Source organism: Nocardia vinacea NBRC 16497 (assembly GCF_000308835.1).
GTDB lineage: Bacteria > Actinomycetota > Actinomycetes > Mycobacteriales > Mycobacteriaceae > Nocardia > Nocardia vinacea.
On sequence record NZ_BAGN01000033.1, the window covers coordinates 1 to 11,770 of the forward strand.

Consider the following 11,770-nt stretch of genomic DNA (forward strand, 5'->3'; position numbering starts at 1 on the left):
CCCAGCAGTCCGCGCTCGCACTTGCGCTCACCGACCCGATCGAGGTGGTCCGCAACTGATAAGCCCTACGTAGGCTCGGGGATCGCGGCTGGGCTGGTGTTCGGCATCGCCTCGGCGTGGACACAGCAACTCGACCTGGACGGCTACTTTCCGACCGGTCCGGTCGCTGTCGGCATGGTCCCGCTGATCTCCATCGGCCTGGCATTGTTCGTGCTGGCCCGGGTGGAACGCAATTGGCCACTACTGGCTTTCGCCATCGGCTATCTGGTCGTCGCGCTCCTGGCGTGCGGAATGGGAAGGCGGAGACTGGGATTGAACGTCGGCGCGAACCTCGACCCGACGTGGAGCTTCCTGCCGGGCCTGGTTGTCGCCGGCGGTGTGCTGCTCCTCGGTGGCATCGGCTTCGCCCTAGCCGAACGGCGTGGGCTATGACCCATCCGGCGAACGGACTCGACGACGTCGTTCACCAGCGCGTCCGACTGGGCATCCTCACCGTCGCCCACGAGGCCCGGCGAGTGGAGTTCGGCTTTCTGCGGACCACGCTGGATCTGACCACAGGCAACCTCTCCCAGCACCTGGCCGTATTGGAAAAGGCCGGGCTGGTGGAGATCGAGAAAGGCTATGAGGGCAAACGCGGCCGTACGTGGATCCACCTGACCGTAGCCGGGAAAAGAGCCCTCTACGACGAGATCTCCCAGCTGAAGCGAATCATCCGTCAAGTGGAGGAGACCCCTGACGCCGACCCAGCCGCCGAGCCCTCGTGAGACGACTGCGGCCCGTGCTCTACGAGAGCACGGGCCGCAGTTGGGTTTTCAGCTCAGTTGGCGTTGAGCAGGTCGATCACGAAGACCAGGGTCTTGCCGGAGAGCTTGTGGCCGGAGCCGGCCGGGCCGTAGGCGAGATGCGGCGGGATGGTGAGTTGGCGGCGACCGCCGACCTTCATGCCGGGGATGCCGTCTTGCCAGCCCTGGATCAGACCGCGCAGCGGGAAGCTGATGGCTTCGCCACGGTTCCAGGAGGAGTCGAACTCCTCGCCGGATTCGAATTCCACGCCGACATAGTGCACCTCGACGGTGCCGCCGGGCACGGCCTCGGCGCCCTCGCCCTCGACGATGTCCTTGATAACCAGCTCGGTGGGCGCTGGGCCCGCCTGGAATTCGATCTCCGGCTTGGTCATTCGGCTATCCCCTCTGATAGGTGATGATGTTGCGGACAGAAATTAACGGCCGACGATGTCGTGGTAGTCGCGGTGACCGTAACCGGTGTAGATCTGGCGCGGACGGCCGATCTTCAAAGGCTCGCTGTGCATTTCCCGCCAGTGCGCGATCCAGCCCGGCAGCCGGCCCATCGCGAACAGCACGGTGAACATGCGGGTCGGGAAGCCCATCGCCTTGTAGATGACACCGGTGTAGAAGTCGACGTTCGGGTACAGCTGGCGCGAGATGAAGTACTCGTCGGTGAGCGCGGCCTCTTCGAGAGACTTTGCGATATCGAACAATTCGTCGTCGCCGCCGAGCTTGGACAGGATCGCGTCGGCATGCTTCTTGGCGATCGAGGCGCGCGGGTCGTAGTTGCGGTAGACGCGGTGCCCGAAGCCCATGAGCTTCACGCCGTCTTCCTTGTTCTTGACCTTGCGGATGAAGTCCTTGACGTTGCCGCCCTCGGCCTTGATGCCGTCCAGCATCTCCAGCACGGCCTGGTTGGCGCCGCCGTGCAGCGGGCCCCACAGCGCGTTGATGCCACCGGAGACAGAGGTGAACAGGTTGGCGTCGGACGAGCCGACCAGGCGCACAGTCGAAGTGGAGCAGTTCTGCTCGTGGTCGGCGTGCAGGATCAGCAGCATGTCCAGTGCGGCGGCGATCTCCGGATCGACCTCGTAGGGTTCGGCCGGGAAGCCGAAGGTCATCCGCAGGAAGTTCTCCACCAGGCTCAGCGAGTTGTCCGGGTAGAGGAAGGGCTGGCCGACCGACTTCTTGTACGAGTAGGCCGCGATGGTGGGCAGCTTGGCCAGTAGTCGGATGGTCGACAGTTCGACCTGTTCGGGATCCTTCGGGTCCAGCGAGTCCTGGTAGTACGCCGAAAGCGCGTTCACCGCGGAGGACAGCACCGGCATCGGGTGCGCGTTGCGCGGGAAGCCGTCGAAGAACCGCTTGAGGTCCTCGTGCAGCAGGGTGTGGCGGCGGATCCGGTCGGTGAACTCGTCCAGCTGCGCCTGGGTCGGCAGCTCACCGTAGATCAGCAGGTAGCTGACCTCGATGAAGGTCGAGGATTCCGCGAGCTGGTCGATCGGGTAGCCGCGGTAGCGCAGGATGCCCGCTTCGCCGTCGATGTAGGTGATCGCCGACTTGGTCGGCGCGGTGTTCATGAATCCGGGGTCGTAGGTCACATACCCGGTGCTGGCCAGCATTTTGCCGAGGTCGACGCCGTCATTGCCTTCTTTGGCTTCGGCGATCGTCATCGCATATTCGCCGCCGGGGTAGCTCAGAATCGGCTTGGCGTCGTTGATGTGGTCTTTTTCGGGCACGGAAGGATCCCTCTCAGGCTAGGACCGTCGGCATCGGGGTGCGGTCGGCACGGCGGTGCACTTACCTAGACGCTAGTCGCTGCTCGCACGGCCCGAGAACGAGGGTGCCCACCGGCCGACCTCACAAACAACTTCCCGTCAGGTGAGGTTTGTTGCGCTGTCCGACACCGGCACCGAGCGCGACCTGGCGACGCGATAGCGCATGAAGGCCGGGAACACGAGCGCAGCCAGCGACACCCCGATAACGACCAGCACGCCGCCACCCGCCGCGGCAACCGCGGTACCCAGGCTCGCCGCAGCAAAACCGTGGGCAACATCACCGATGCGCGGGCCACCCGCGACGATCACGATGAACACTCCTTGCAGGCGGCCGCGCATCTCGTCGGTGGTGACCGCCTGCAGCATGGCGATGCGCAGCGCGGCGGAAACCATATCGACCGCGCCGCCGAAGGCCGAGCAGGCCAAAGCGATCCACAGCCCCGGCCCGAGGCCGAGGCCGTGACCGGTCCAGCCGACGGCGACGCCGAAGCCGACCATGGCCACCCCCCAGAGCGCGATGCAGACCACCACCGCGAGACCCTGGCGTCGCACGTGCGAGATCCAGCCGGAGAACACTCCGCCGAGCACCGCGCCGACCGAGATGGAAGCGAACAGCAGGCCGAGCGCGACGCCGCCGCCGGCCGGATCACCGAAGGTCTCGTGCGCGATCTGCGGGTAGAGCGCGCGCGGCATACCGAACACCATGGCGATCACGTCGACTACGAACGAGGCGAGCAGGATGCGCTGCGTCGCCAGATAGGCGAAACCGTCCAGGACGGTGCGGAATCCGGCCTTGCGCGCGGTTCCGGTCGGTGGGATGGCGGGCAGCCGCCACACCGCCCAGATGGTGGCGAGCAGCGCGATCGCGTCGATCAGATACAGGGTGGACAGGCCGACGACGGGAATCAGTACACCCGCGAGCACCGGCCCGGCAATGGCACCGGTCTGCTGCACGGTCATGCTGAGCGCACTGGCCGCCGCCAGATGTTCAGTGGGCAGCAACCGCGGGATGGCGGCGCTGCGGGTCGGCTGATTCACCGCGAAGAGCGCCTGCTGCACGGCGAAAAGTCCGAGCACGATCCAGACGTTGTCGAGTCCGACCGCGGCCTGCGCCCAGAAGGCGACTGCGGTCACACCGGTACCGCAGTTGGTGATGAGCATGAGTTTGCGCCGGTCCATCACATCGGCCAGCGCACCGCCCCACAGACCGAACACGATCAGTGGGACCAGGCCGAACAGACCGGCCAGGCCGACATAGCCGGAGCTGCCGGTGATCTCGAATATCTGCTGCGGGACGGCCACCACGGCCAACTGCGAACCGATGACAGTGACGATGTTGCTGGTCCACAACCGTCGGAAATCGGGATAGCGCAGCGGGGTGGTGTCAGCGAGCAGTTTCACCGACCGCAGCGTAATGAGCCGGTCAGTAGCCCAACAATGTTGGGGCATCGACGATCACTATCGCGGGGCGATTCGATGAGGGGAGGTGGTCGGGCGACGGGTGGGCTTTCTAGGGTTGTAGTCGGTCGACTGTCATGGTGTCGCCGCTGATACGCACCCGGATCCGGTTGTGCAGCCGACCCCGGCGGCCCTGCCAGAACTCCACCTCGTCGGGGCGAATCAGATAGCCGCCCCAGTGCGGCGGCACCGGGATCTCGTCGACGTCGGCGAAGCGTGCGGTGGTCTCGGCCAGGGTGCGATCGAGTTCAGCGCGCGAGGCGATCGGCCGGGACTGGCGCGAGGCCCAGGCGCCCAGCTGCGAATCACGTGGCCGGGAGCGCCAGTAGACCGCGGTCGTCTCGGCGGAGACCAGCTCGACCGGCCCACGCACGTGAACCTGTCGACCCAGCGCGGGCCAGACGAAAGTCGCGGCTGCGAATGGAACGCCGGCCAGTTGGTTGCCCTTGGCCGAGTCGTAATTCGTGTAAAAAGTCACACCTTCCGGCGAGAGGCCTTTACACAGCACCGTCCGTGCGACCGGACGCGGCCCGATATCGGTAAGTGCGACGGTGGCGACCACCATGGCATTCGGCTCGGGAATGCCGACCGCGGTGGCCTGTTCGACCCAGTGCCGGAGCAGCGGCTCCCAGCCGCCTGCCAGCCAGGTTTCGTCCAGATCGGTGTCCTCACCGCTGCCGAATGGCATGCCGCCGTAGTCGACTCGCATGGCGGCCAAATCGGTCGCCGGGAAAAGAACCCGATCATTTGCGGCCATTTCCTGACCGAGAGATGAATTGTCCAGGTCACGCATGGGCCAGACGTTACTCCGCGGTAGCAGGGAGCTAAGGTTTTGTTGATCGGCATGTGTTCGGCGAGCCACACCCTCCTCGACGAGAACAGGCCTTTTCCAGCGACCCGCAAGCAGTCGCCAAGGAACGAACCGAAGTGCAAGGAGAGTCACAGAATGACTACCAGCCATGCGGTGCCCAGTGGGCAGACCGCCGTACCCCCTGATTTCGTCAGCGGCTTGGAAGGCGTGGTGGCATTCACCACCGATATCGCCGAACCCGATAAGGACGGCGGCGCGCTGCGCTACCGCGGCGTCGATATCCAGGACCTGGTCGGCTCACGGGTGACCTTCGGCGACGTATGGGCACTACTGGTGGATGGTGAATTCGGTCGCGGCCTACCGCCCGCGGAGCCGTTCCCGCTGCCGGTGCACACCGGTGACGTGCGCGTCGACGTGCAGGCCGGACTGGCCATGCTCGCCCCGATCTGGGGATACCAGCCGCTGCTGGATATCGACGACGAGACCGCGCGGGAGAATCTGGCGCGCGCCTCGGTGATGGCGCTGTCCTATGTCGCGCAGTCCGCGCGCGGCATCTACCAGCCCGCGGTGCCGCAGAAGAAGATCGACGAGTGCACCACGGTGACCGAACGGTTCATGACCCGCTGGAAGGGCGACCCGGATCCGCGGCACACCGAGGCCATCGACGCCTACTGGGTTTCCGCGGCCGAGCACGGCATGAACGCCTCCACCTTCACGGCGCGAGTCATCGCCTCGACCGGCGCCGACGTCGCCGCGGCGCTGTCCGGTGCGATCGGCGCGATGTCGGGTCCGCTGCACGGCGGCGCGCCCGCGCGCGTGCTGCCGATGATCGAGTCCGTCGAAAAGTCCGGTGACGCACGCGCTTTGGTCAAGGGCATTCTGGACCGCAAGGAAAAGCTGATGGGCTTCGGCCACCGGGTGTACCGGGCCGAGGATCCGCGTGCCCGCGTACTGCGCGCCACCGCGCAGCGCCTGAACGCCCCGCGTTTCGAGGTGGCCGCCGCGCTGGAGCAGGCCGCGCTCGCCGAACTGCGCGAGCGTCGTCCGGACCGCGCCATCGAGACCAACGTGGAATTCTGGGCGGCGGTCATCCTGGACTTCGCCGAGGTCCCCGCGCACATGATGCCCGCGATGTTCACCTGTGGCCGCACCGCCGGTTGGTGTGCCCACATCCTGGAGCAGAAGCAGTTGGGCAAGCTGGTCCGCCCGGCCGCCATCTACACCGGCCCCGGCCCGCGCCAGCCGCAGGACGTCGCAGGCTGGTCCGCCATCGCGCACGTGTGATTCAACCGACAATTCAATAGTGCTTCCGCGAGCCGGATGTCGCGGTGGGTTCGGTTGCCCACCACGGTGTCCGGCTCGCGTAGCATCCGGGGGGATGCTTGTGGGAGAAAGAGTTAACGGGGAATGCTGGATGGATAGGAATGTGTCGCGGCGGCGGCTGATCGGATTCGGTGCCGCGACTGCGGCTTTCGTCGCCGGTTGCAGTGCCGACAAGGGCAAAACCACTACCGCGCAATCGAGAACGACCACCGCCGCGAACGCCGTTGACGTGCAGGCCATTCCGAGATCCCCGATGCAGCAGGTGCCCGCGGCCAACTCCCCCGCGGCGGTGGCCGCCCGGCACGCTGGTGCGCAGCCGACGCTGTGGGGCATGAAGATGGACGGCATCACAAGCACTTTCGCGGCGACCGGCAAACAGATGGCGGTCACCTTCGACGCGTGCGGCGGGCCCGGCAATAACGATATCGATGAGGCATTGCTGAATCTGCTCATCTCCCAGCAGATTCCGGCCACGCTCTTCCTCAATAAACGTTGGATCGACGCGAATCCCGGTCGCGCCGCGCAATTGGCCGCCAATCCGCTGTTCGAGCTGGCCAATCATGGTGTGGCACACAAGCCGCTCTCGGTGACCGGCCGGGCCGCCTACGAGATCCCGGGCACCGGCTCGCCACAGGAGGCCGCCGACGAGGTCTGGGCCAATCACGAACGGCTCACCGCCCTGCTCGGCAAACCGCCGCGGTTCTTCCGTGCGGGTACCGCGCACTATGACGATGTCGCGGTCGCGATCGTCAACGAATTGGGTGAGCGGCCGGTCGGTTTCAGCATCAATGCCGACTACGGCGCCACCGCGAGCACGGCGCAGGTCCAGAATGCGATGAAAGCCGCCGCACCCGGTGCGATCTCGCTGGCGCATATGCACCGGCCGAATTCCGGAACGGCCGCAGGCATGACGGCGGCGCTGCCCGCGCTGCGATCAGCGGGGTTCACCTTTGTCCATCTCTGAGCACCGTTGCCGCCCGTAGTCGGGCTCGGCACGCCATCGTGCCGGTGAGCCGCGGGGTGCAATTATTACGGTATGGCGTGCACGCCCCCGGGATCGCGCCAATAACGCGCAACCCTCGGGGGCAAGCCAGTATGGTACCGATGCTGACCGGTGTCCCGATGTCAGCCGACCGCCTGCCGGTCGCTCGAAAAAACAAAGGTGAGACGGATTGCGGCCGTGCACCGGGCATTTCGCCAGCGCGAGGTGACCGGATCGGCCCGATCCGAGCGGAAGGCGGTATGTAGGGTGGCGCAGGGAATCTTCGCGCACACTCGATGGCGGAATCTCGAGCAATGGCGAGTCCGCTGGAAAGTCGGCGCGGCCGTTGCACTTCCGCTGGCCGCGGCCATTCTGCTCGGCGGGCTGCGCCTGACGGTCTTCTTCCGTGATTACTCCGAATACGACAGTGCGGCCGATCGCATCTCCGATATTCCGGCGATCACCGCACTCGAATCGGCGGCCTCGACCGTCGCCGGCGGGCAGGTCTACGGCACCACCACCGACCAGGACCTGGTCGAATTGTCAACGGCTATTACCGAAGCCACGGTGCGCGCGAAACGCAAAGGCATCGATGCGACGGTCGCCAGGGCGCTGAAGCAGATGACCGCGACCAGCGAAGTCATCCGCTCCGGCGGTAAGGGCGGTGGCGATCCGGTGAAGGCCGTCGAGCTCAACAACGCGATCGTCGCCGATGCCATCGGCACCGTGGACAAATTGCTCACCCCGATCGGCATCGCCTCGGTCGTGGCCGCGAAGGCACAGCTCTCCGATGTGCTGGCCGGTAAGGTCGAGGGCTTCAACTGGCTGATGGCGGCCATGACGGCGATCCAACAGCCGTCTCAGGCTGAGAATTTCCATATCGTGCAGGGACGCATCCTGGCCATGGGCGATGCCATCGAACGGGTAATGCCCACGGCCAAGCCCGACCTCGATCGGGTGGTGCAGCCAAATAACGCCGTGCTCAAGGACATGATCGAGGTCGCGATGCGCACGCACGTCGTCGACCTTGTGGAGTTGCGGCGGCTGGCCATCGAATCCCGCGATGTCTTCACCGGATTGACGCGCCAGATCGTGCAGGGCGTCATCCACGATGTCGACGATAAGGTCGCCGAGGCCCGATCCGCGGCCGTGCAGGCCTCCCTGGTGGTGCTCGGGACCGTGATCGCGGCGCTCGCACTCGCGCTGTGGGTCGCGCACTCGCTGCTACAGCCGCTACGCAGGCTGCGGGCGGGTGCCAGCGAACTCGCCGAGAAGGACCTCCCGAGCGAGGTCGAACGGATCATGCGCGGCGCCCAACTCGAGGACATCGAGGTGAAACCGGTGCCGGTGCACACCGGTGAGGAGATCGGCGAAATCGCCCGCACCGTCGACGGTTTGCACACCCAGGCACTCAAACTCGCCGCACAGCAGCAACTGCTGCGCGATCAGGTCAACGACATGTTCGAGACCATGGCGCGGCGCAGCCAGACGCTGGTGGATCGCCAGCTCAGCATGATCGAGGCGCTCGAATTCGAGGAGAAGGATCCCGAGCGGCTCGGCCAGCTTTTCCGACTCGACCACCTGGCCGCGCGCATGCGGCGCAACAGCGCGAATCTGCTGGTACTGGCCGGAACACGATCGCGCCACGATCGGTCCGGACCGGTCGAGGTGCGCGATATTCTGCGCGCCGCGGTCTCCGAGGTCGAGGACTATCAGCGGGTCAAATCCGGTGCCACACCGGACGGTTGGGTCGCGGGCATCGCGGCGACCGATGTGGTGCATTTGATCGCGGAGATGCTGGAGAACGCGCTGCGGGCCTCACCGCCCGACAGCGATGTCACCTTCGCCTACAGCCGGACCTCCGAGGGCGGCCTGCTCATCGAAGTCATCGATGAAGGCATCGGCATCACGACGAACGAACTGAACGAGATCAACGAGCGGTTGGCGACGCCGACCGTGGTCACCGTCGCGACGACCCGGCAGATGGGCATGTTCGTGGTCGGCAAACTCGCCGAGCGGCACGGCATCACGGTTCGACTGCGCCGGACGCACGATCGTGCGCTCAGTCCGGGAATCACCGCGAGCCTGCACATTCCGCCTGCGCTGATCGAGGTGCCGTCGCAGGATGCGGAGGATCCGGCGGCGCTGAAGCCGGTCATTCCGGTGCACCGGGACACGCTCGGTACCAAGGCGACGGCCGAGGCGGGCGCGGGTGTTGCCAAACCCGCGGCCAAAGTGGTCACACCTGTTGCCAAGGCCGAACCCGCGGCACGTCGGATCGGTGCGCCGCCGTCGGCCGCGCCCAAGCCCGCGGAACCTGCGGCCGATGCGCCCGCGGCACCGCCGGTGATCACCAGTTATGGTCTGCCGAAACGGGTTCCGGGAGTCAACCGCAAGGGTCGTCGCAAAGCGGGCGGGCCTGCTGCGAAGCCGTCGAGCACCACCGCGGCGACCGGCACGCCACCGCAGTCCGCTAGCGTGGCCGATTCGGGTCCCCCGACCGGGCCGCAGGAGCGGGTGGTGAAGACGACCTCGTTCTTCCAATCCGAAGAGGGGGATTCGACGGAGACCGTCGAATCCGCTTCGAACGGATCGACGCAGCCCGTCGAGGGGGAAGCGGCAACGCCGATTTTCGCCGGCATGATGTCGGCGTGGTTGGCTGATCCGACTACGGGGGAGCTACCGGTTTTGACGAATTGGCATTCGGCGGCGGATGAAGGCTGGTCTGCGGCAGAGCGGGCAGCGGATCCGACAATCACGGAAAGGACAACGTCCGGGCTACCGAAACGAGATCCAGGGAATCAGTTGGTGCCGGGTGGGGCCGAATCGGGGTCGGCGGCAACGGAATCTGCGGCGAGCACGCGCCGCGACCCGGAAACGATCCGCACAGGATTGAACCGGTATCAGCGGGGGGTACGTGACGGAAGAGCCACTGGTAAGTTGAAACCCCTTGCAGCCGAGGATGTTCGATGACCGCACCTGAACAAGCACCACCCGAGACAGCGTCCCGCGCGGTCTCGGCGAAAATCGTGATAGCCGGCGAGATGGGGGTCGGCAAAACTACGCTGGTCGGCGCGGTTTCGGATATCGTTCCGCTGAAAACCGAAGCGCTGATGACCGACCTGAGTTCCGAAATCGACGACACCTCGGCGGTCCCGGATAAGACGACCACCACGGTCGCCATGGATTTCGGCCGGATCACCCTGTCCGACGATCTGGTGCTGTACTTGTTCGGTACGCCCGGGCAGCACCGATTCTGGTTCATGTGGGACGACCTCAGCCTCGGCGCGATCGGCGCGATCCTGCTGGTCGATACCCGCCGGGTGGACGAAAGTTTCGCCGCGGTCGACTACTTCGAAGAACTCGGACTACCGTTCCTGGTCGCGGTCAACGAATTCGAAGGCGCTCCCAAGTTTCCCGAGGAGGCCATCCGCGATGCCCTCTCGCTATCCGCCGATGTTCCGGTGATGATGATCGATGCCAGGGACCGGGAATCCGCCAAGACCGCGCTCATCGCACTGACCGGACATGCGCTGGCGCGGGTGAAAGCCAAGAGTTAGCGAAACGGCGGCTCGAATACCGAGCCGCCGCACTAATCCTCATCGAGGGAGGCAAGCCAGTCGACCGCGACGGATTCGCCGCGGTCGACGGTGAAGAAGGCGACCTCCAGGTGTTGGCCAAGATCGACGAGGCCGATCGCGGCCAGCGGTACCGGTTGGATCAGGCGCACGCGCCAGGGTTTCGCCTCGTCCCAGGCACGTAGTTCGAGGTCCAGGCGCAGCACCGGGTCGTCGCGACCGGCGTAGTCGGCGGCGACCGGTGCGGCGGCGAGCACGGTGGCATCGGCGCGGCGGCCGTCGCTGAGGATCTTCGAAATGCTCGCCCGGCCGGTCTCGGCGATATCGGGCACATAGAGCACCAGGCGGTCGCGATCGCCCGGATCGACCCGGCAGCCGACCACATCACCGGGCTGCATCCACTCCAGGTCGTCCTCACACATCCGCTGCCGCACCCGGGTTTCGTATGGCAGCGCGCCTTCTACCTGCACTCGAACCCAGAAAACGTGTCCAGGTTCACTGCGCCGCGGCCGCACACCGAGGATGGTCGCCGAGCCGATCGCGCCGTGAATGAGCAACTCGCGCCGTTGCGCATCCGATAACGCGCCCGTGCTCAATCCGAAATTCCGCGGCCCCCTGCTGCGCTCTCGCCACCCCGAGCTAACCGACGCAAGGTTCATGGGCGATAACGTTAGCTGGAGTGTGGTCAGAGTCACAGCATTACCACCGTCTACCCTGTTGGCCATGACCGCTGAGTTCCCGACTATTCCCGACGATCTCAAGCCCGCCGACGGACGGTTCGGCTGTGGCCCCTCCAAGGTGCGCCCGGAGCAGTTGCAGTCTCTGGTATCCGTCGGCGCCTCGGTGTTCGGAACCAGTCACCGGCAGAAGCCGGTCAAGGATGTGGTCGCACGCGTGCGCAGCGGCCTGCGCGAGCTCTTCGCGCTGCCCGACGGCTACGAGGTGGTGCTGGGCAACGGTGGCACCACGGCGTTCTGGGACGCCGCCGCCTTCGGTCTGATCCGCGAGCGCTCGCTGCACCTGACCAACGGTGAGTTCAGCTCGAAGTTCGCCGC

General features: G+C 65.9%; 11 protein-coding genes and 1 pseudogene. 7 read left to right on the top strand and 5 right to left on the bottom strand.

What is annotated here, in order from left to right; translation table 11 throughout:
* Both ON44_RS04170 and ON44_RS04175 read left to right on the top strand, forming a co-directional pair.
* A partial coding sequence (locus tag ON44_RS04170) for a hypothetical protein (RefSeq protein ID WP_218007518.1) occupies positions 1–432 on the top strand: 432 nt, incomplete at its 5' end.
* On the top strand, positions 429–764 hold the full coding sequence (locus ON44_RS04175; protein ID WP_040686461.1) for a transcriptional regulator: 336 nt from the start codon (positions 429–431) through the stop codon (positions 762–764). The genes ON44_RS04170 and ON44_RS04175, both read left to right, overlap by 4 nt.
* A gap of 53 nt (positions 765–817) precedes the next feature.
* On the opposite strand, the gene ON44_RS04180 is transcribed toward ON44_RS04175, so the two are convergent.
* The 4 genes from ON44_RS04180 to pdxH all read right to left on the bottom strand — a co-directional run bounded on the left by ON44_RS04180 (position 818) and on the right by pdxH (position 4,814).
* Positions 818–1,177: an FKBP-type peptidyl-prolyl cis-trans isomerase gene (locus ON44_RS04180; protein WP_040686462.1), complete on the bottom strand. Its 360-nt coding sequence runs from the start codon at positions 1,175–1,177 to the stop codon at positions 818–820.
* 42 nt (positions 1,178–1,219) lie between these two features.
* The gene (locus ON44_RS04185; protein ID WP_083897642.1) at positions 1,220–2,524 is read right to left on the bottom strand and encodes a citrate synthase; all 1,305 of its coding nucleotides are present in this window, start codon (positions 2,522–2,524) and stop codon (positions 1,220–1,222) included.
* A gap of 138 nt (positions 2,525–2,662) precedes the next feature.
* Positions 2,663–4,012, bottom strand: coding sequence for an MFS transporter (locus ON44_RS04190; protein WP_051181489.1), 1,350 nt, complete (start codon positions 4,010–4,012; stop codon positions 2,663–2,665).
* Positions 4,013–4,073: 61 nt separating this feature from the next.
* The gene (gene pdxH / locus ON44_RS04195) at positions 4,074–4,814 is read right to left on the bottom strand and encodes a pyridoxamine 5'-phosphate oxidase (RefSeq protein WP_040686464.1); all 741 of its coding nucleotides are present in this window, start codon (positions 4,812–4,814) and stop codon (positions 4,074–4,076) included.
* A 153-nt stretch (positions 4,815–4,967) separates the two neighbouring features.
* On the opposite strand from pdxH, the gene ON44_RS04200 reads away from it, so the two are divergent.
* From ON44_RS04200 to ON44_RS04215, 4 genes are all read left to right on the top strand, one after another.
* A complete protein-coding gene (locus ON44_RS04200; protein ID WP_051181490.1) occupies positions 4,968–6,116 on the top strand; it encodes a citrate synthase 2 in 1,149 nt (382 codons plus the stop codon).
* Between the two features lie 130 nt (positions 6,117–6,246).
* A complete protein-coding gene (locus ON44_RS04205) occupies positions 6,247–7,119 on the top strand; it encodes a polysaccharide deacetylase family protein (RefSeq protein WP_063721507.1) in 873 nt (290 codons plus the stop codon).
* Between the two features lie 285 nt (positions 7,120–7,404).
* Complete coding sequence (locus tag ON44_RS04210) at positions 7,405–10,110, top strand: HAMP domain-containing sensor histidine kinase (RefSeq protein WP_040686466.1); 2,706 nt, start codon at positions 7,405–7,407, stop codon at positions 10,108–10,110.
* Entirely contained in the window at positions 10,107–10,697 is a 591-nt protein-coding gene (locus ON44_RS04215) for a GTP-binding protein (protein ID WP_051181491.1), read from the top strand. The genes ON44_RS04210 and ON44_RS04215 overlap by 4 nt, the downstream gene beginning before the upstream one ends.
* A 32-nt stretch (positions 10,698–10,729) precedes the next feature.
* On the opposite strand, the gene ON44_RS04220 is transcribed toward ON44_RS04215, so the two are convergent.
* Complete coding sequence (locus tag ON44_RS04220) at positions 10,730–11,311, bottom strand: hypothetical protein (protein WP_245567008.1); 582 nt, start codon at positions 11,309–11,311, stop codon at positions 10,730–10,732.
* 127 nt (positions 11,312–11,438) lie between these two features.
* Between ON44_RS04220 and ON44_RS04225 the strand changes: the two are divergent.
* A pseudogene (locus tag ON44_RS04225) lies at positions 11,439–11,770 on the top strand (phosphoserine transaminase); the annotation flags it as partial.